This is a genomic window from Propionigenium maris DSM 9537, from assembly GCF_027925155.1.
Classification (GTDB): domain Bacteria; phylum Fusobacteriota; class Fusobacteriia; order Fusobacteriales; family Fusobacteriaceae; genus Propionigenium; species Propionigenium maris.
This window is the reverse complement of the sequence record NZ_BSDY01000022.1, coordinates 1-20,869: the sequence shown is the minus strand read 5'-3', so window position 1 is coordinate 20,869 and position 20,869 is coordinate 1. Positions and strand designations below refer to the sequence as shown.

Annotated in this window: 20 protein-coding genes; 17 read left to right on the top strand and 3 right to left on the bottom strand. The window is 41.1% G+C overall.

All coding sequences use genetic code 11. From position 1 onward, the window contains the following. Positions 1–24 precede the first annotated feature (24 nt). Genes QMG11_RS16105 through QMG11_RS16095 form a run of 3 tightly spaced genes read right to left on the bottom strand, consistent with a single transcriptional unit; the run spans position 25 to position 2,110 of the window. Positions 25–810, bottom strand: coding sequence for a hypothetical protein (locus tag QMG11_RS16105; protein ID WP_281837351.1), 786 nt, complete (start codon positions 808–810; stop codon positions 25–27). 9 nt (positions 811–819) lie between these two features. Then, complete coding sequence (locus QMG11_RS16100) at positions 820–1,386, bottom strand: type II secretion system protein (protein WP_281837350.1); 567 nt, start codon at positions 1,384–1,386, stop codon at positions 820–822. Positions 1,387–1,402: 16 nt separating this feature from the next. Beyond that, the gene (locus QMG11_RS16095) at positions 1,403–2,110 is read right to left on the bottom strand and encodes a hypothetical protein (protein WP_281837349.1); all 708 of its coding nucleotides are present in this window, start codon (positions 2,108–2,110) and stop codon (positions 1,403–1,405) included. 245 nt (positions 2,111–2,355) lie between these two features. Here QMG11_RS16095 and QMG11_RS16090 point away from each other — a divergent pair, with 245 nt between their 5' ends. The 17 genes from QMG11_RS16090 (at position 2,356) to QMG11_RS16010 (ending at position 20,718) form a co-directional block, all read left to right on the top strand. Beyond that, positions 2,356–2,910 carry a pilus assembly FimT family protein gene (locus QMG11_RS16090; protein ID WP_281837348.1) on the top strand — a complete coding sequence of 185 codons (555 nt, stop codon included), beginning with the start codon at positions 2,356–2,358 and terminating at the stop codon, positions 2,908–2,910. A gap of 38 nt (positions 2,911–2,948) precedes the next feature. Next, positions 2,949–3,998, top strand: a complete 1,050-nt coding sequence (locus QMG11_RS16085; protein ID WP_281837347.1) for a type IV pilus twitching motility protein PilT — start codon at positions 2,949–2,951, stop codon at positions 3,996–3,998. A gap of 105 nt (positions 3,999–4,103) precedes the next feature. Continuing rightward, positions 4,104–5,828 carry a type IV-A pilus assembly ATPase PilB gene (gene pilB / locus QMG11_RS16080; protein ID WP_281837346.1) on the top strand — a complete coding sequence of 575 codons (1,725 nt, stop codon included), beginning with the start codon at positions 4,104–4,106 and terminating at the stop codon, positions 5,826–5,828. Between the two features lie 12 nt (positions 5,829–5,840). Continuing rightward, entirely contained in the window at positions 5,841–7,043 is a 1,203-nt protein-coding gene (locus QMG11_RS16075; RefSeq protein WP_281837345.1) for a type II secretion system F family protein, read from the top strand. A 582-nt stretch (positions 7,044–7,625) separates the two neighbouring features. Beyond that, positions 7,626–8,534: an ABC transporter ATP-binding protein gene (locus QMG11_RS16070; RefSeq protein ID WP_281837344.1), complete on the top strand. Its 909-nt coding sequence runs from the start codon at positions 7,626–7,628 to the stop codon at positions 8,532–8,534. Next, the gene (locus QMG11_RS16065) at positions 8,527–9,270 is read left to right on the top strand and encodes an ABC transporter permease (protein WP_281837343.1); all 744 of its coding nucleotides are present in this window, start codon (positions 8,527–8,529) and stop codon (positions 9,268–9,270) included. Before QMG11_RS16070 ends, QMG11_RS16065 begins: the two co-directional genes overlap by 8 nt. Before the next feature lie 11 nt (positions 9,271–9,281). Beyond that, on the top strand, positions 9,282–9,980 hold the full coding sequence (locus QMG11_RS16060) for a hypothetical protein (protein WP_281837342.1): 699 nt from the start codon (positions 9,282–9,284) through the stop codon (positions 9,978–9,980). A 211-nt stretch (positions 9,981–10,191) separates the two neighbouring features. After that, positions 10,192–10,749 carry a type II secretion system protein gene (locus tag QMG11_RS16055; RefSeq protein WP_281837341.1) on the top strand — a complete coding sequence of 186 codons (558 nt, stop codon included), beginning with the start codon at positions 10,192–10,194 and terminating at the stop codon, positions 10,747–10,749. Between the two features lie 1,055 nt (positions 10,750–11,804). Continuing rightward, positions 11,805–12,542: a prepilin peptidase gene (locus tag QMG11_RS16050; protein WP_281837340.1), complete on the top strand. Its 738-nt coding sequence runs from the start codon at positions 11,805–11,807 to the stop codon at positions 12,540–12,542. 180 nt (positions 12,543–12,722) lie between these two features. Next, positions 12,723–13,781, top strand: a complete 1,059-nt coding sequence (gene pilM, locus QMG11_RS16045) for a pilus assembly protein PilM (RefSeq protein WP_281837339.1) — start codon at positions 12,723–12,725, stop codon at positions 13,779–13,781. Between the two features lies 1 nt (position 13,782). Then, positions 13,783–14,346 carry a PilN domain-containing protein gene (locus tag QMG11_RS16040; RefSeq protein ID WP_281837338.1) on the top strand — a complete coding sequence of 188 codons (564 nt, stop codon included), beginning with the start codon at positions 13,783–13,785 and terminating at the stop codon, positions 14,344–14,346. Positions 14,347–14,358: 12 nt separating this feature from the next. Further along, positions 14,359–14,994: a hypothetical protein gene (locus tag QMG11_RS16035; RefSeq protein ID WP_281837337.1), complete on the top strand. Its 636-nt coding sequence runs from the start codon at positions 14,359–14,361 to the stop codon at positions 14,992–14,994. After that, positions 14,975–15,394 carry a hypothetical protein gene (locus QMG11_RS16030; RefSeq protein ID WP_281837336.1) on the top strand — a complete coding sequence of 140 codons (420 nt, stop codon included), beginning with the start codon at positions 14,975–14,977 and terminating at the stop codon, positions 15,392–15,394. Before QMG11_RS16035 ends, QMG11_RS16030 begins: the two co-directional genes overlap by 20 nt. 7 nt (positions 15,395–15,401) lie before the next feature. Further along, positions 15,402–17,207, top strand: a complete 1,806-nt coding sequence (locus QMG11_RS16025) for a type II secretion system protein GspD (protein ID WP_281837335.1) — start codon at positions 15,402–15,404, stop codon at positions 17,205–17,207. Positions 17,208–17,304: 97 nt separating this feature from the next. Beyond that, a complete protein-coding gene (gene rfaE1, locus QMG11_RS16020; protein WP_281837334.1) occupies positions 17,305–18,291 on the top strand; it encodes a D-glycero-beta-D-manno-heptose-7-phosphate kinase in 987 nt (328 codons plus the stop codon). A 74-nt stretch (positions 18,292–18,365) separates the two neighbouring features. Further along, the gene (gene ispF / locus QMG11_RS16015; RefSeq protein WP_281837333.1) at positions 18,366–18,842 is read left to right on the top strand and encodes a 2-C-methyl-D-erythritol 2,4-cyclodiphosphate synthase; all 477 of its coding nucleotides are present in this window, start codon (positions 18,366–18,368) and stop codon (positions 18,840–18,842) included. A gap of 88 nt (positions 18,843–18,930) precedes the next feature. After that, a complete protein-coding gene (locus QMG11_RS16010; RefSeq protein ID WP_281837332.1) occupies positions 18,931–20,718 on the top strand; it encodes an O-antigen ligase family protein in 1,788 nt (595 codons plus the stop codon). Positions 20,719–20,869: the final 151 nt, after the last annotated feature.

The following is a 20,869-nucleotide window of genomic DNA, read 5'->3' as shown; positions in this document are numbered from 1 at the left end:
AATGTAAAAAAGTCTTTAAAAATATTAATCGAGAGCTTCGATAATAAATGAAGTTATCTGACGGTTAGAAATTGTGATATTTGTTCCGCTATCTACGTAGTCAAACTCTTCCGTGACCTCTAGTCTGAAAACTGACTGAAGATCTTCGAGAACTTCTTCGTCAGGCCTCCCTTCTCTAATTTTAACAGTAAAATTATCTAAAAAAATAAATTTTTCATAAAGAGCAGCCGCCTGAAGTCCTGGTTTAGTTGCGTCTAAATCATTTTCGAAGTCAGGCGCAGTTTTAAGAGAATACCCTCCAATGCTTGTGGATCCAGAGTCCCATAAAGGGATAAGAGTGGATCCTGTGCCGGCAGACTGCCACATTCTACTAACCACTCTTCCATCAGATATTCTTTCTCCCATTATAAGCTTTTGACTTAGAGTGCCCCCAGGATCCCAGCTTGATGAAAAATAATCTATAAAATTATTTATTTGGATCCCGGCATATCTTTTTCCTGAATTAAAGTCACCAGTGGCAGGGTCAATATAAAGGTAGCTACCAGTAGCAGGTAAAGTATAAGAGTCATTTTTATTAGGGTGACTTTCATCATAGACAATCCCTTCCCTTACTAATTTTTCTGCAAGCTGGAGTTCCTGATACCCCAAGCTAGAAGCTATATCTATATTATTAGTTGTTCTCTCTCCCTGGACTTTAACTCCGGCTCTTTCAGCCTTCTTCCTGGCCTGAAAGAAGATGTTTAAGGAGAGAGCAAGGAAAAATGAAAGCATTAGAACTGAAAAAACCAGAGCAGATCCTTTTTTCTTCATAGTAACCTCCTAATCTATATCGATACGAGTAGAAGCAGACCCCTTGAATGAACTTCGGAGTTTTCCTTCATATTCGCCAATATCTAAATCAATGTAGTAGAGGATTATTCCTTCCTGATATTTGAAGGTGGCATCAGCAACATTTTCCATAAGTGTTTCATTAGTGCTTGTATTCCCAGCATTATTAACTGTAACCCCTTCTCTATATTTAAGTTTTCCATCTTCAAAAATGAAGAAAACATCTTCTGAAGTGCCGGAGCTGTCTGGGATCTCTAAGTAAAGGACACTGCCATCTTCTGAAGTTATACTTCCTAAAAAATCAAATGTAGAACTGTCAAAGGAGGAGTAGATTCCTGCATAGCTTCCAGAGGCATTACCTACATCTTTAGCACTTTTTATTTTTTTCTGAATAAATTCGTTTATCTTAGCAAACTCCCTGTCGATCTCTTTCTGAGTTTTTACCCTTGTATCAACCCTACCGAATCCTCTGATGAGAGGGGCTACCAGTAGAAAGACTAATCCCAGGAGGGCGATGGTAACAATGGATTCGATTATAGTCATACCTTTTTTTTTCATAGCTCTAACCTCCTATTTAATAGTTTTCAAGAGGCACCACAACAAAGGTCTGTTCGTATTCTTTTTCTACAGATTCAGTATCACCTTTGTTGGGTTTGGACTTAGAAGTATAGGTAACCCTTACAAGGCCATAGATGATAGGGTTTTCTATAATTCCGCCAGAACCAATAATGACCGATGATGATGAAGTATTATAGATAGGGTTGGTATAGCTGAGGTTTACATAAGTTCCGCTTGGAGATGTTTCCTGGGCGAGATTAAGATCGGACTTTTCCATAACCACATCTATAACTGCTTCATCAAGATCGATTCCCAAGCTCTCGATGAAGAAGATTGCATCGGGAGAGGTGGAAGTGGTGTTGTAATTAACTCCATAAAAATCTGTTTCAAAGTCCTCTCCAGGGGTAGAGATGATATTTCCATTCGTATCACTCACTACATAAGCCCCTTCTGTATTGTCGTATGACAGGAAGTAGGACCCTGAAAAGTTAGAAAGCTCAGTTCCTGAAGCATCGGTAAGGGGATTTTCTAAGAGGTTATTGTATCCCCTTGATTTTATATAGTTTATAACAGAAGTTGCTATTCTAGCTCCTTCCTCTATCTCTGAAGAACGTTTGAGTACCCTAAGGGAGTTTAAAGTGAGATAGGTTATAGGAAGGATAGCAATAAGAAATATGGTAATAGCAATTACAATTTCAAGAAATGTTGTTCCCTTCTTCTTCATAAAACACCACCTAAAAATTTAGTCGTAGATAAAATTCTTAATATAATATTTGTCAGCTAATTGAAATTTACTCGAAAAATTCCCTGAATCCTCTAATTTAAAGTTCAAAGTTTGGGTGAAGAATTAAAGAGGAATAAACTGAGTTGGGGTGAATATTCCTATTGAGGGTTTCATTTTAAGGTATTGAATGGTAGAAAGGTCTCGGTTAGTAAAGGTGTATTTAAAAATATCAGGGGTGAGGATTTATGAAAAAGGGGTATAGCTTGATTGAGTTGGTAGTTGTGATGGCATTAGCAGCTATTTTGATATCAACGACTTCGCTATCTGTTTCTAAGGTAAAGGAAAGAAGAGCGCTGGAGGAGTCAAAAAATAAAGTTACAGAGATTTTAAGATTGTATTCTGATAAATCATTTAATGAGGGAGAGGTCTATGAAGTTACATTGGATTATACAAATAAAAAAATTGAAGTAAGGGACGGTGACTCTGTTTTGATTGAGAATGAAGACTTACCAAGTATATTGGAGTACTATGTTAATGTTGATAATGACGGTATAGCAGGCGAAGAAGCAATAAAAACTACAAAAAATGGTGGACTTGCAAAACTTAACAACTCTCCTATAAATTTTAGTATGTATATATTTGATTTAAATGAAGATGCCAGATACAGGATATCGGTGGATGGTATAAATTCTTCTAAATTAGCTTATGTAAATGTATATAAGAAAAAGAGTTCAAAAGAGATTAATCTTAGCAATATAACTTCATATACTCTTGTAAGTAGTGATTGGGAGAAAGATTAGAGGCGATAAAAATTAAAAAAAAGAATAGGAGGGAGATTATGTTAGATGCACTTTTGAAGTATGTAAGTGACGAGAAGGGGTCGGATCTGCACCTTAAGGTAGGAAGCAGACCGATAATGAGAAGGAATACAAAACTATTTTACATAGGGAATACAAATACAGTTACAGATGAGGAGATGAATAAGGTGCTGGATGCTCTCTTATCGGAGTATGGAAGGGAGCAGCTGGAAGAGAAGTTCAGTTTCGACCTTTCCTATGAGATAGAGGATGAATCCAGGTTCAGGGTAAACATATCCCGGGATGGTAAGAGCTACCTGCTAGTTGCCAGGGTAATTCCATGTGATATTCCTCCTATGGAGTCTCTAAGGCTCCCACACCTATTAAAGAAGATAGTAGATATGAGGGACGGGATAGTTCTTGTGACCGGGGCAACGGGAAATGGAAAATCAACAACAGTGGCTTCTATGCTTAACTACCTGAATAAGAGTCTGAATAAGAGGATCTATACCTTGGAGGATCCTATAGAGTACAGGTTCAAGGATGAAAAATCCATAGTAAGCCAGAGGGAGCTAGGGAAGGATATTGTGTCCTTCGATTCTGCTCTGAAGTATGTTCTGCGTCAGGACCCAGATATAATATTTGTAGGGGAGATGAGAGACAAGGAGACGATAAAGGCAGCTATAAGGGCAGCTGAAACTGGTCACCTTGTGATATCTACGATACATACAAGGAATACATCTCAGACGATAGACAGAATAGTGGATATGTTTCCAAAGGAGGAGCAGGGACAGGTAAGGGTTGAGCTGGCACACCTTCTGCAGATGATAATGTCACAGCAGCTGATGCCGAGTGATAAAGCTAAGGGGATGGCGCTGGCATATGAACTCCTTATTTGTACACCGGCAGTATCCAACCTCATAAGAGAGGGAAAGACCCATCAGATACAGTCTATCCTGGAAACTGGAGGGAAGTATGGAATGAAGACCTTCGAGGCCTCGCTGGATGACCTATATAAATCTGGTTATATCTCTAAGGAGGAGATGACCATGAGGATTAATGCTCAGGCTATCTATAGGGAAAATGAATAGGTGTGAGGAGTGAAGAAGCTTGTTGTTAAAAAAGGAAAATCTTCATTCTTTAGAAGCATTATAGTGGAGAGTTGTAAAGAAAGCTAAAGTTTGGAGGGGTTGCACATGGTAGTGATGCGGAGACAGGGGCTTATAGGACAAAAGCTCATAGAGAAGGGGCTTATAGATGAGGGAACCCTGGAATTAATAATAGAGAAGCAGAAGAAGAGTGGAGATAAGATAGTGGAGCTTCTGGTGAAGGAGGGGTATATAACTCCAGAGGATGGAATAAATGTTGTGGCGGAGCATATAGGGGTGAAGGGGAAGATCCTGACTCTCAAGGAGATCAAGATGGATGCCTTTGAGACCCTGCCAGAGGCCTTTATGAAGAAAAATGTGATTCTACCCTACAGTAAGTCTGGAAACAAGCTGAACGTTGTTATGGCTGAGCCTAACAGCCTCTATCTGGTGGATGAAGTTCAGATGAAGACAGGATACTCCATAAGACCCCATTTCTGTACTAAGGACATTATACTCAAGAGTATAGAGGAGATATCTGAGCTGAGGTCCAAGAACTCAACTAAACAGGTGGAGTCTATCTTAGATGAACTCAATAAGTCTGGAGAAGATGAGATAGAGTTTCAGTCTGCAGCAGCGGTAGAGGATATAGAGAGAAGTTTTGGCAGTGAGAATGCCCTAATTGTCAGGGGAGTAAATGCCATGATAGCTAAGGCCATCAAGATGAAGGCAAGTGATATTCATGTGGAGCCCTATGAGAAGGATATTAGGATAAGATACAGGGTGGACGGGATATTAATTGAAGTAAAGAAGATGCCGAAGATCCTTATAAACGGCCTTCTTTCCAGGATAAAGATAATGGCCAGCCTGGATATAGCAGAAAGAAGGCTTCCCCAGGACGGAAGGTTTAGGATAAAGCTGGCAGGAAGATATGTAGATTTCCGTGTATCCACGATGCCTACAGTATACGGGGAGAAGGCGGTACTGAGGATTCTCGACAGAAGCAGCGTAAACTTAAACCTCACCACGCTGGGATTTGATGAGGGAGCACTGGAAAAACTAAATAAATGTATAAGAAGTCCCTATGGGATAATTCTTGTAACGGGACCTACTGGAAGTGGTAAATCCACAACCCTTTACTCTGTTCTCAATGTATTGAATACACCGGAAGTTAATATATCCACAGCTGAAGATCCTGTGGAATATGAACTGGGTGGAATAAATCAGGTACATTGTAAGAGTGAGATAGGACTGACCTTTGCCTCGGCTTTAAGAAGTTTTCTGAGGCAGGATCCGGATATAATAATGGTGGGGGAGATAAGAGACGGCGAGACTTCTGAGATAGCTATAAAGGCTGCTCTGACAGGTCACTTGGTATTTTCCACACTCCACACCAACGATGCTCCAAGTTCAATTCACAGGCTTATAAATATGGGAGTAGAGCCATTTATGATCTCGGCCTCCCTTCTTATGGTACAAGCCCAGAGACTAGTAAGAAGGGTATGTCCTCATTGCAAGGGAAAGGATGAGAGGTCGGAGAAGCTCTTGAAGGCACTGGGAATAGACAGGGAGGAGCACAGAGAGACTAAGTTTTATATGGGAAGAGGCTGTGAACACTGTAATGGTACGGGGTATAAGGGAAGAGCTGCAATCTATGAGATGATGGTGATAAGCGAAGAGATAAAGGAACTGATATCCAAGAGGGCGACAACCTTGGAGATAGCCAAAAAAGCCAAGGAGCAGGGGATGAAGACCCTGAGGGAATCTGGTATGGAGAAGGCTGTCCTGGGAGAAACAAGCCTTGAAGAGGTGCTAAGAGTAACGCTGATATAGGAGGTGAGCAGGGTGGCAACCTTTAAGTATGTGGCAAAGGATATAAAAGGAAAGAGGTTAAAGGGAGTAAGGGATGCCGGAGGAGAGAATGAACTGAAGGCTATATTGAAGAGGGAAAAACTGCTACTCATAAAGTCCAAGGAGCTGGATGAGAAGAAGGGAAAAAAGGACAGGTTTAAGATAGTAAGACCAAAGGATATTGCAATCCTTACAAGGGAGCTGGCAGCTATGCTAGATGGTGGAGTTAGTTTGCTGAGGTCTGTGACTATCCTTTCAACCCAGGATAAGAAGCCGGGAGTAAAGAAAGCTTTAAGAGCTATAAAGGATGATATCACAGCGGGATACCCCTTCTCCTATGCATTGTCGAAGCACCCTAAGTACTTTGACAACCTCTATATAAGTATGGTGAAGTCGGGGGAGGAATCGGGTAACCTGGACGTGGTTATGAACAGGATAGCTAAATCTCTTGAAAAATCTGAGGAGATAAAGGGAAAGGTAAAGGGAGCTCTCATCTATCCTACAGTAGTACTTAGCCTTACCATGGGAGTAATATTTTTGCTGGTGGCTTTTGTGCTTCCTACCTTTGTATCCATATTTGAGGATACGGGAGCGGAGATCCCTCCTCTTACAGCAGCAGTAATGGCCTTTAGTTTATGGTCCAATAAAAACTGGTATTGGGTAATCGTGGGAATAGTGGTTCTTGTTTTTGCCATAAAGAAGGTTATAAAAACTGAGAAGGGGAAGAGGATATACAATAAGCTACAGATGAGGCTTCCCCTCTTTGGAAATGTAATCAAGAAGGCTATAAATGCAAGATTTACAAGGGTAATGGCTACACTTCTGGAAAGCGGTGTGCCCATACTGAAGTCCTTTGAGATTGTGGCAGATGCTGTGGGCAATGTGGTTGTGGGAGATGCCATCCTTGGAGTGAAGAGGGAGGTAGAGGCAGGAGAGACCATCTCCAAGCCTTTGGAGAAAAGTGGAGTATTCCCAGCAATGGTGGTAAATATGATAGATGTAGGAGAGGAAAGTGGAAACCTGGTGGAGATGCTGAATAAGGTGGCAGACTTCAACGAGAGAGAGCTGGAGCAGGCTATAAGGGATATGCTGGCCATGTTTGAACCTGTGGTAATCCTTATACTAGGAGTTGTAGTAGGAACGCTGGTTGTGGCGATGTATCTACCGATATTTGGTCTGGCAGATGCTATAGCATAGATATTCTGTTTTTTCTTATCAGCAAAAGAAGTGAATTAAAGAAAAGTAACCAAAAGTTCAAGAAAATTCAGATACCTTTGTCTTGTACCCCAAGGGCATTTCTTCCCTTTATTCAGGGCATACAAATGTATCTGAAAAATCAAGACTTCCGGCAATTGTCTTTTTAGGAGACAACAAAGTTTTCGTTTCTTCTTACAGGCTTCGAATGGATTCAGGTTAGCTCAACGAAACGAAGTAAATTCTCACTGTGGTGTTTGACAAACACCTACAGTCGACTTATTTCTAAGGAGTTTACGATACTGTTTACTGGAAGGGTTTATAAAATTCGCTTTAAGAGATGTAGATAAAATAAAAGGTTTTAGGGATATCTTGTAAAAGAAGGATAACTTAGAGAGGAGTGAAAAGATTTTTAGGTGGAGGATATCCATAACACAAAGAAGGTAAGCAATGTGCTTATTAATTAAGGCTGTTATATTTATATAGCAGCTTTTTGTGTTGGATAAGATAAAAGGCTTGAAAATCTCAGGAAGTCAAAATATAATCTTTAAAGACGGATAAAACTGAAGAAAGGAATGTTTGGAGATGGAGAAGGGAACAAGTGTGATAAAGGTAGATAACCTTACAGTACGATATAAAGAAAAGGATATATGGAAGGGTATAAAGGGAGGAAGGTATAAAAGGGGAATAGAGGATATCTCCTTTGAGGTGAAGAAGGGAGAGGTATTTTCAATAATAGGGCTAAATGGAGCGGGGAAGACCAGCACCATGAAGTGTATACTGGGGCTCATAGATCCTGATGAAGGTAGGGTGAGTGTTTTTGGGAAGGAAAAACTTAAGAGTACCGATTTTGAAAGGATAGGCTACCTTCCGGAGATATCTTACTACCCTAAATCCATGAGGCTGAAGGACCTTATGATGTACTACTGCGAGCTCTACAATATGCCCAAGGAGAAAGCAAAGATCAGGACCGAGGAGGTGCTCACAGAGCTGGGTATATACGGAAGGATCAATGACAGACTTGAGGGATTTTCCAAGGGAATGCTTCAGAAGGTGGGGCTTGCCCAGGCAGTGATAAATGATCCGGAAATTTTATTCCTGGATGAGCCCATGTCGGGGCTGGATCCCTTAGCAAGACAGGGAGTGGTAGATCTCATAAAGGGTATGAGGGACAGGGGGACAACGGTATTTTTCAATACCCATATCCTGGCAGATGTAGCAGATATAGGAGACAGGATAGCTATAATCCACGAGGGGAAGCTTGTGGAGGTGATATGCATGGAGGATATGAGAAGGGAACATACCTACAAGATGGATATAGAGGTGTGTGAAGGTGACGGAAGGTGTAGAACCGAGATTGTAAAGAGAGAGGGCTTGAATGATAAGTTAGAGGAGCTCATAAAGAAGGGGGACAGGATCCTTCACCTGGAAAGGGAGGAGTTTTCCCTAAAGGAATACTTTATAGGGAGCATAGGGGGTACTGAAAATGAATAAGATTCTGACAGTTGCCAAGTACACCCTCAAGGAAAATATATCCAACAAGATATTTAACGGGGTTCTCTTTTTTGGAGGTATAGTGCTTCTGGCTACCCAGCTGTTAAACGAGATAGCCCTCTACGAGGGCGAGAGGGTAATAAGGGATACGGGACTATTCCTCATAGAGATATTTGTGATGCTGGTGACTGTATATATATCGGCAACCCAGGTTCTCAAAGCCCAGAAGGAGAAGTCTATCTACCTGGTTCTTACCAAAGCTGTAAGCAAGGAGGGATACATTGCAGGAAGTGTTCTGGGGATGATCTACACGGTGGCATTTAATGTGGCAGCTATGGGTCTACTACTAATCCTGGTTATGGGAGGAGGAGACCTTGCCTACCTGGTTTCGGTGATCTATATCTTCCTCAAACTGTCTATCCTTGCAGGGGTAGGGGTTATGTTTTCGGTTGTATCTGAATCCTTTGTCACCTCTATAATATTTACAATATCCACATACTTTGCAGGTCACTCCCTCCTTGAGTTAAAGACCATAGGGGAGAAGGTGTCGGGAACGGTCTATGGATACATCATAGAAGGACTCTACACTATCCTTCCCAAGTTTCACCTGCTCAACTACAGGGATTACCTGAGGGGGGGAGAGATAGACTACCTGTCGACTACCCTCTATGTGCTTGCCTACCTGGCAGTGGTGACATCCATCTCCAGCTTCTTCTTTGCAAGAAAGAGACTGTAGGGGTGGTGCATATGAAGAGAAGTATAATCTTTTTCCTGCTGGGAATAATGATCTTGACAGGATTAAATAGCAGGCTTGCAGAGGCTGACAGGGAGCTTGCAGAGAGAGGGTATGCTGGCCGGGAGGGGCTTGTGCAGGGGACGGTGACCGCCAGGCTCATGGGGGCCAAGAGAGCCGGTGCGGGGCTGCTCTGGGTAAAGCAGGTGGTAGTGGTTGGAGAAAACCTGGGGATAGATGATGTGGATATGGCTACAAGGGCTATAGCCGAAGGTTCGGAAAAGATATCCTACCTGGATCCCTACTTTGAGGGGAACTACCAGTTCTCGGGAAGCATCCTAGCCTTTATAAGGACCTACAGGAGGTTTGACCTGGCCTTTGATATCTTCAGGAGGGGACTGGAGTATAACCCGGAGAGCGAGGTACTGAAGAAGTATATGGCGGGAGCCCTGGCTTCCTCCAGGGGCAATATACTAGAGATAATGAAAATATTCGAGGAGATAGTGGCTGAGACAAGGGATGACCTTCTTATAAACACCCTGGCCTTCACCTATGAGCAGGCTTACGAGAATACAGAAAATATGGAGTTTCTCAAGAGGTCCCTTTATTATTGGGCCATGCTTCTGGATTCTAAAGATGAGAGGTATAGAGTAAGAGCGGAGGAAAAGATAGAGAAGTATAACTACCTAATCTCAAGTTTGAAGGTTAAATAAATTTAAAGTGATACCCTGTTTATATGAAACAGGGTATTTTTATATCCTCTTAAATTAAATGGGATAAGAGGTGAAGAAGGGAAGGGGAGCTTTAAGGGGAAGTTAAGAAAAAAAAAAAAAAGAGGAGGAAAAAGTAAATATGGAGATATATGTATGTATAGACAGAGGTCGAGAGGGTTTATGAAAGAATAAAAAATTAGGAGGGCGAATTATGAAGAAAAAGAACGGATTTACGCTTATCGAACTGGTAGTTGTTATAGCGCTTATTGCAATTCTGGCAGTAACTCTGGCACCGAGACTGAGAGACCAGATAGCTAAAGGAAGAGATGCTAAGGCGATTGGGGCTCTGGGAGCATTAAGAACTTCAGCAGAAGTATATTTTGCAGACTATGGAAGAAGTTTATTTGACAATGGAACAGATACTGCCAATACACAAGCCCAAGCTTTGAGCTTAGCAATAGACGGTTTGAATGACGCATCAAAAAAGATGTTTACAGATACTAGTGGAAATTCTTTTGTAGCACCAGCTATAGATTATTCAACCAATCCTCCAACAGTAGACACAGCATCAACAACAACCGTTGTGCAAATAGGTGGTCACAGAGCAAATCCAGGAGTAGCCTCTTCAAATACACTTACTTTCGGTGGGATAGCTGAGTTTGAAGTCGTGGCTGGAGACGGAGTAGATATTGAGTTTTCAGATCCTACTTCTTATACATCGGCTCAAGGGGCTTATGATACTAAAGGTTTACCTTGGACATCTTATTAGGATAAAGTAAAAATGGCGGTTTCCCGCCATTTTTTTATGGGATGTATTTGTGGAATATAGTATAGGAGGAGGTGAATGATTTATTTAGAGTGAATCAAGGCATGCAATACTATAGGTAAGAAAATGGATAGAACACTGAACCCCTTTTGGATCCAGTTGAAAATTGACAATGTACAATTGACAGTCAAGAATAAAAAGAGTGATTGCCGTAGCTGAAAGAAAAATTAAGTTGAAATTTTCAGAGGAATGCTTAAACCTAAAAACATCTGCCACGAATTGACACAGATTATGAGGGATAGAGTCTGTGAAAGTATTTACACGGATAAAAAACCTAAAAGCCTTCTTTTGTATGATCTGACTTTAACAGAAAGAGCTAACCCAATCGTCAAACAGTATAAGTTTCTTGTAGCGTTTCACATAATTCTTCTCTAACAGAGTTACAAGGTGTAGCTTTAAAAAGATGGATTATGAATAATTGTACAAAGGAACAATTTAAAAAGAGGTATCCTTTCTTGTTTCGTTCTTTGGGCGAGCAAAGAACGAAAGGAATGTATTATGCCTCCCAATTTCCATCCTGAGGCCTTCCAGGAAGACTTCTCTTATAACTTATCCTCTATTTTCTTAGGAGGGCTCTGAGAACCTCCTTTTGTCCATTGCTATCTTGAATTTAAAAATAGAATTTTTGATCTCTTTAGTAAAAGGACTGTATAATGCTCTTAAAGGCATTATATAGTCCTTTTAAGGCTGTTTTTTGCCCTAAAAACATCGGTTATAGGGTAGTTGATTCATGTTGAGCTAGTCCATTTTTTAGGTGTTTTAGTGATTAAAATACTGTTTTTATAGATGGCAAAGAGAGAGAGACTATATCACACTAATATTCACTAACTCTGAGGAAAGGAAGCTTCACATGAAACATCTGCCACAGATTTACAAGGATTATGAAGGATGGAGTCTGTGGAAGTATTTATAAGGATAAAGAATCTAAAAGACCTTCTTTTTTATGTGGTATAATGGTAAAAGATAATTAAGAAAATAAAAACTAGGAGAATTTAAAAATGATAGAGATATTTGTATTTATATTCGGGTGCCTCATTGGGAGCTTTCTCAATGTATGCATCTACAGGATCCCAAGGAAGGAAAGCGTTGCCTTTCCCCCATCTCATTGCCCCAAGTGTAACCATAGGATAAGGTGGTATGAGAATATACCGATACTTTCCTATGTAGTGCTACTGAGGGGGAGGTGCAGTTCGTGCAGGGAGAGGATATCCCTTAGGTATCCTTTAGTAGAGGGGTTAACAGGGGTAGCGTGGATGGTGTGCTATATGAAGTTTGGGTTTAATCTCTGGACACCAGTATCCATAATTGTGGTAACTCTGCTTATCTTTGGAAGCATGGTGGATGTGGACCACTACTACATTCCCAACAGGGTAAGTCTGGGGATTATGATTATAGGGGGGATTTTTTCCTTCTTTAACGGCATAGGAATTGAGAGGTCTATAATCGGCGGAGCAGTCTATGGACTTCCCTTTCTGCTCATCTATGGTTACGGAGCGGACATATGTAAGAGGGAAGTTATGGGGTTTGGAGATGTAAAGCTGGCTGTGGCTCTGGGAACTTTGATGGGGTATATCAACCTCTTTATAGTCCACATATTTATAACGGTCTCCTTTGTGATAGGGGCTGCTATGGGGTTGCTTATGATGGCCTTAAAAAAGAAGGGAAAAGGTGATGAAATCCCCTTCGGACCTTATATAGCTCTTGGAGGTATGATTACTCTCCTTTATTTTTACTAGAATCAAGTTTAACCTGGAATCTCTTCCAGGTTTTTATTTTGCCCGTATTATTTTCAAGAAATTCTTTGAAATACTAAGAGGAATTCAATTGAGGGATAAGTAAACTATTTTAAGCTTGGATTAAGTATAGAGTGAAAATCATAAATGGATTTAGGGAGTTTTACTCGAGGAGGGCGAGAGATGTTGCGAGAACTTTTAAGTGAAAGGGTGCATGGAAGTATAGATATAGGGACCAGGAATATAAGGGGGCTCACCCTTAGCGGCGGGAAGGTAGACCGGATAGTAAAGAGAAGTATTGTGGGGAGCGAGTCCAGAGAGGAAAGGATAAACGAGGGGTTAGAGGCTGCCCTTGGAGAGGTTATAGATGAGCTGAACCTAAAAAATAAAAGGGTAAAGGTATCTATAGCTGGACAGAGGTTTTACAGTAAGTCCATAGTCATAGCGAGGGAGGAGGATGAAGATAAGAGGTTAGAGCTTATCCAGGAGGAGCTTGAGAGCATAATCCCCAACTATGATCCATTAGACTTTCTTACAGAGGAGATTCCTATAAGGAAGGACGAAGAAGAGGAGGAGGTTCTCACCATCTCCATAGAGAGGGAGAGGGTAGACGCCCTTTTGAATATTCTGACAAAGTTAAAGGTTACCGTAGTAAGGCTACTTCCAGACTATGTAGCCTGTTATCACCTCATGGAGAAGATAATTGAGACAAATGATGAGGATGAGTATAGAGGAGTTACCGGAGTTATAGATGTTGGCTTTGAAGGAACCAAGGTTTACTTTGTAGATAAAAATGGAATAAAGATGTTTATAAATACTCTCATAGGTGGAGGAGAGTTTACTGAAATAATAAGGGAGCATAAGAATACCACCTATATAGAGGCCGAAAATGTAAAGAGGAAGATGGAACTTGGAGAGAAGATTGAGGATGATAGCAGCGAAGTAGCAATGTTTACAGACCTAACCAATGCCTTTAAGGAGCTGGAAGGGAATATCTCCCTATCACTGGATTATTTTTCCAAGAAAAATATATCCTCCAATATAAGAAGGCTCCTTCTTGTGGGAGAGGGATCTTTACTTAAGGGATTTAAGGACTACCTCCATGAAAATGTAAGGATAGAAACAGATTACATAAGCTATGGAGGATTTGATTTTGGTGAGGAGCTGGAAACAAAATTTGAGGATTATCACTCTGTTGAATTAGCCAACTTGTTGGGGAACGTGGCAGGAGAGGTGAGTTAGGATGTATGATATTAACTTTCTGACACCGGAATATAGAGAAAAGTTAAAGAGGAACAACCTGATCAGAAGGTGTAGCCTTATAATGGGTGTCATATTTGCAGTACAGCTTATTGTGTTCTCAGGCCTCTTTATCTGGAACAGGGGTATAGAAAATGATATTCAGAGGGAGAAGCAGGAGATAGCACTGAAGGAGGGAAAGATAGCTCAAATCCAGAAGGAGATGTCTGAGATACCTGACCTTACAGATAAGATAACCATGATAGAGGATCTATTTAAAAATGAGAACTTTAGAATATCAGAGGTTATTCAATCTTTAGAGGACAGCGTACCGACCAATCTGTGGTTCAATAAGATGAACTATGAGAGTGGGAAGATAAGGATAAGCGGAGTTTCCTACCAAAACTGGGAGCTGGGATTGACGTCTGAGGAAAACCTCTATCAATTTGAAAAAAACCTTATAGAGAGTGACCTCTATAAAAAAATACACCATGATTTTACAAGGGCCGGGGAACAGAATACCCATAAGGTGAATAACTTCCAGTTTGAACTGGAATTAAGGGATTAGGGAGGTGAGGTAATGGAGTTATTTGGAAAGGAGATAGCAATAGATCTGGATGATAGACAGCAGGAGTTGGGATTTTATATAGTTACAGCTCTCGTGGTACTTCTTATAACTCACCTTTTTATAGTGAGGCCTATAGTGACCATAAGAAGAAATCAGAAGGTATATGAAGCGGAGGTGGCTAAACATGAAGGTGTCACCACTAAGCTTTTAGCTGCTGAAGATAAACTTCAGTTACAGGTGGCAAAGTATGAGGAACAGAAGGAGAGCTACGATGAACTTAAGGTAAAGCTGGATAATGCCAGTGTGCAAAACAATGCCATATTGAAGGAGGTAGTTCAGAAGATAGTGGATTATCTGGGAGTAAGGGTATTGTCCATTGGTGCTATGGAGACAAGCGGTAACGTGGTAGAGGGAGCCTATGAAAAGAAGTATATTCCATACAGTCTTGAGGGAACAGGAAGGAATATATCCAACCTCTTCTATTATTTGGAAAACTCAGAGTGGCTTCTTACCCTCAAGGGAAGCGTGGTAGATATCACAAGGGGAGGAAGCGGAGAGGATGAAAGGGTTAAGACAACCTTTAAATTAGGGGCATACTACCCCAGAAGCAGTGGTGAGGTGAGTAAGGATGGTGAAGAGAGTAAGTAATATAATCTTGATGCTTTTCCTTATAAGTATTTTAGCCCATGGTGAAAACCCTCTAAGGGGCTATGTGAATGAGGAGAGCTTCAGAAGCGGAGAGAAGATATTTCAGAGTGAAAAAAACGATATATTTCAGGAGGCTGCAGCTATGAACAGGGCGAATTCAGAAGCGCAGCTTAAAGGGCGTTTTCCTGAGGTTATCAGTGTTGTAAACAGAGAGGGGGTCTGGCACGGGACCTTTTACTTCAACAGCGGAGACGGAAAGAGGTTGAGGAAAACAATAAAGGGCAGCGGTGTAGTCAGGGGCGCAGAGGACACCTTTGCTGTCACTATATTTAGCGAGGGAATAAGAGTGAGGGATATCGTCAGTGGGATCACCACTGAAATAAAAACAAAAAGAAGGTGAGTTGGTGATGAAGAAGTGGGTAGTGGGAGTATTGTTGCTTGCAATATGTAATATAGCCTTAGGAGAAACATTAACTAAACTTGATAAACAAATGGTCGCAGCCAGGTTTTCCAGTGAGATAGATTTCAAGGATGTGGCTCTTTCAGATGCCCTCAGTGTACTATCTAAATCAACGGGAGTGACCATGGTGGCAGACAGTTCGGCTAAGGGAACAGCACTGGACCTCTATATAGGACGGGGTAAGAACCTTAAAGAGGTAGTGGACACCTTAAAGGTTACCAACAACCTTAAGACCAAGGTAGTGGGAGATGTGCTGGTATTTTCCAAGAGAAGCGGAGCAGCTGTAGGTGACAACACCCTTGTTGGAAAAGTAACAGCTGAAGGGTATGAAAGCGGACTAAACGGAGTAAGTATAAGTCTTTTAAACAGTGGCTTAAACCCTATTAAGACCCAGTATAAGGGTATGTTCATTATGGAGAGTGTAAATCCCGGGATATATATTCTGAAGGCTGAGATACCAGGATATGAGGTTGCTGGAGAGCTTATAGAGGTAAAGGGAGCCCAGAACAACTTTATAGAGATACAGCTTAAAAAGGAGTATCCGGAAGGGTACGCTGGAACTGGGGAACCTGTAGATGACAGAGGAGTAAGAGGAAGGCTTCTTGGCCAGGTTAGAGATGAAAGTGGAGGAGAACTCATAACAGAGAGGGTTACTCTAAAGCATGCTTTTCCAGAGGATGTAAAGAATGTACTTGAATCATCCCTAAGGGAGATAGAGGTAGCAGCTTTTGACAAACTTAATATGGTAATAATCAAGGGAACTCCATCCAACTTGGTACCAGCAAAGAAGTTAATAGAGGATCTGGATACACCACTTAAGCAGGTAAGGATAACAGCTCAGATCTTAGATGTGACAGATAACCTATTTGAGAGTTTAGGGTTTGACTGGTACTACGATTCCAATGGAACCCTTCCTAAGGATTCCAATGGAAATACTATCAATCAGGGAACAAGTGGTACAGGTTTAGAGAGTTTGGGAAGAACTATTGGAATAGGAAATGTTTTTTCAACTAACCTAAGTATGGTAAGAACCTTTAACGGTGGAGACGATGTACTGGGAGTAGCTGTAAACATGCTTCAGTCTACCCAGGATTTGGCTATAAGTGCGGTACCATCCATAGTTATAGTCAATGGTGAGGAAGCGGAGTTTAAGATTACAGATGAAGTAATTGTAGGTCAGGAAGAGGTAGAGGAAGATAACGACATTACGAGAACCACTCCACTATTTGAAGAAGCAGGGCTCATCTTCAAGGTAAAGCCTACAATCAGAGAGGGAGTAAATGAGGAGGATACCATTCTTCTCTCTGTAGATACGGAGGTAAGTAACTTTAATCTTAAGGATGATGGAACAACTTCAAATGGAGGAACCTTTAATGAAGATGGTGGATCTAAATCCATTAGAAATATAACAACCAGGGTTACTGTAAAAAGTGGAGAAAGCCTCTTTATAGGTGGCCTTAAGAGAGCTGAGGTAGCTAATACAATAAGTAAGGTGCCTCTACTTGGAGATCTACCAGGAATAGGGTTCCTATTCAGAAAAGAGGGAGTCAGCAATGAGATGAGGGATATCTTCATAAAGATAAAGGCTGAGATAGTTACAGTGGATAATGCACAAACCGATATAGATCTCAAGGGATTCAAGAGTACAGAGCTTCACAGAATGGAGAGAGATATCAAGGATCATAGAAAGATATATCCAAGGATTCCTGCAACTCCTCAGATAATAGGAACACCTAATTTATTCAGTGAGTAAGAGATTTAAAAGAAACAGGCTGGGTTTCCAGCTTGTTTTTTTTAAGTTCGTTGTGTTATAATTGAATGCAAAACATCTTTTTGGAGGAGTAGAAATTATGGTTAAGAAAAGTAGATTATTGGAAATCCTCGAATCATTTAAAAGTATAAAGATAGCAGTTATCGGTGATATGATGCTGGATGATTATATAATTGGTAGTGTAGACAGGATCTCACCAGAGGCTCCTGTTCCTGTGGTGAATGTAGTGGAGGAAAGGTTTGTTCTTGGAGGGGCAGCCAATGTGGTAAATAACCTCTCTACCCTAGGAGCTCAGACCTTTTCCTTTGGTGTAATAGGAGATGATCCCAATGGAGATAGGCTGACAAATGAGTTTGCCAAGAACAGCATTAATGTAGATGGGATTGTTAGAGCAGAGGATCGTCCTACAATAGTTAAGAGAAGGATAATAGCTCACAACCAGCAGCTTCTAAGACTGGACTGGGAGAATAAGAGGGATATAAGCCCTGAACTGGAGAGCAAGCTTTTGAGAAATCTGAGAAACTGTATAGATGATATAGATGCCATCATACTATCCGACTATGATAAGGGAGTGCTGACTCCTCTTGTGGCTAAGGAGATAATAAAGCTTGCCAATGAGCACGGGAAGATAGTAACTGTGGATCCTAAGCCTAAGAATGCGGGGAACTATGTGGGAGCAACATCTATGACTCCTAACAGGAAGGAAGCTATGGAGTGCATTGGACTAGACAGAATAGAGGATGTGGAAAAGCTAGGAAGGGAACTGAAGGAAAAACTTAACCTAACCAACCTTCTTCTGACAAGAAGTGAGGAGGGGATGAGTCTCTTTGAGGAGGAGACTGTAACTATCCCAACCTTTGCTAAGGAAGTATATGATGTGACAGGTGCTGGAGATACTGTAATCTCTGTATTTACCCTGGCAGCAGCAGCAGGGGCGACATGGCATGAAGCCGCTAAGATAGCCAATACAGCAGCTGGTGTAGTAGTGGGGAGAATAGGAACCTCTACGGTAACGAAGGAAGAGATCGTTGCATTTTACGATGAACTCTACCACGAGTGGAACTAAGATAGATTAAAAAGGGGCCTAGGGCCTCTTTTTTCATAGTAAAAAAATCAAAGATTAAGATTAAGGAGGAAGGTATGTATAGAATAGGAAATGGTTACGATGTACACAAGCTGGTAGAGGGGAGAAAACTTATATTAGGGGGAGTAGAGGTGCCCCATACGATGGGGCTTTTAGGCCACTCAGATGCAGATGTACTGGTCCATGCAATAATGGATGCCATGTTAGGAGCTCTGGCTCTGGGAGATATAGGTCAGCACTTTCCAGATACAGACCCTGAATATAGCGGAGCAGACAGCATGAAACTCCTGGCTCATGTGGTGGAACTGATAGAGAGTAAGGGGTATAGGGTGTGTAATCTAGACTCTCAGATAGTAGCTCAGAGACCTAAACTGAAACCATATATAGAGAGTATGAGGACAAATATAGCTAAAACCCTGGGAGTGGAAGTGGACAGAATAAGTGTGAAAGCAACTACAGAGGAGAAGCTTGGATTTACTGGGACCGAGGAAGGAATGAAGGCCTATGCTGTGGTGCTTTTTGAGAAGAGGTAGTTGTTAACCCTCTAAGAAGAACTATATAAAGGAAATCTCTTCAAATACTGAATATCTTTAATATATTAAAGCATAATGGAGGAAGCAGATGATTGAAGTATTACCTTTAATAGTTCTTTTTGTAATATATCCTGTTATAGTTAAGATGAACATATTTCCAACACCCAGGGGGAGTCTGGAGTATTTGGTCCATCCCCTGGGAGATGCTAACGGGGATTTTTACTTCTATGAAAAGCTGAAGTTACTAATACCTCTGGCAGCTCTCTCGTTTTTGATCTACCTCCTGAAGAGAAAGAAGGTAAGAACAAGGTATAATGTGGGGATAGCCCTTTATATTGTAGGGATAACGGTCTCCACCCTTATGTCTCCCTTCTGGAGCATAGCTTTGAAGGGGGGAGGGAACAGGTATGAGGGTTATTTTGCCCTTCTTTCCTATGGAGTACTCGCTCTGGCAGCCTTAAATATATCTGTAGAGAATGTAAAGAGGGTAAGGCTCCTGATATACTCTCTTCTTGCTGGAGGAGTATTAGTGAGTATTGCTGGAATAACGGAATTTTTAGGAAGGAGCATCTATAAGATTCCACTTCTGGCTCAGTGGATACTTCCTGGTGAGGAGTTGATGGGAAAGGTGGTATATCCCAGCGGGGGATATACCAGTATGATAGAGGTTATAAAGGGGAGCCCCCAGTTTCACAATGTTTCAGCCAGCCTGGGAAACTCAAACTACAGCGGATCCTTTGCGGCACTTATTCTGGGAATCTTAGTTGTTCTCTTTTTAGAGAATAAAAGGCTGCTTCAGAAATTTTTACTACTGATAGTCTATAGTGTAATTTTTGCCCTTCTGCTGGCTTCCAGATCCAGAGCGGGTATGGTAGCTTTCCAGGCTGGAACACTCCTTCTTCTTCTCTTGAAGATAAGGGAAGTAAGGAGACTTCTTCCTTCTTTCTTGGCTCTTTTGGCTGTGAGTATTGGAATATACTCTTCTATGGACTATCTCTCGGGAGGAGTTATAAGGGAACAACTAGCCAAGGATGAAGGGGCTGGAAGCAGTTATAAGGAACTGACCGCTGACAAAGGTGGGTTATGGTTAGAGATGTACGAAGGAGTTCTCCGCATTAAAAGAGCTGAAAAGGAGCTTGAGATCTATGATGAGGTAGGCAGAGAAGTAATCTTTGAGGAAAAGGAAGGAACCATATATCTCAAGGGAGAAAAATATGAAAAGATTTCCTTTAGAAGGGATAGTAGATATCAGAATGTAATTCACTTGAACCTTGGGGGAGAAAGCTCTTATCCTCTTGTTGTAACGAAAGGAGGCTTTAAAACCATAGGTAGAGATGGGAAAGCGGAGGAGATAGTGAGTCCCGAAAGAATAAGTTTTTTAGATAAGATACAAAAAAAGGGATCTAAACGAATATATATATGGTCAAGAAGCATACCCCTTTTGAAAAAAACAGGACTTTTTGGATATGGCCCTGACACCTATCCGATAATCTACCCCCAAAATGATTACTTTGGAAAATTTATATCCTATGGAACCCCTTATATGTTTATCTCCAAGCCCCATAACATGTACCTACAGATGGCTATAAATACAGGGCTTCTCAGTCTGTTAGGTTTTCTGCTGGTGGTTATCCCATACCTTTTTCAGAGTCTTAAGATACATAGCTCTGTGGGGGAGGCTACAGAGAGAGAAGTCATCTCCCTGGGGATATTTATAGGAATCTTTTCCTACCTCATAGCAGGTCTCTTCAATGACAGTGCTGTATCCATAGCACCAAACTTCTGGATGGTGTTGGGGCTAGGGATGGCACTGAATATATTTATAGTGAAGGAGAGAAGAGAAAGAGGGATAGAGAGGTTAAAGAGAAGAGTATAAAAGCCAGGTGTTTAACACCTGGCTTTTTTTATTGTTAAGGAAAGTATAGAATTAAAAACCTAGATTTTTTAGGCTTAGGATTGGAAAAAACTTCAGATATAGTATAAAATAGATCTGATGCATATATTTAAGCATTACAAAATACCGTATT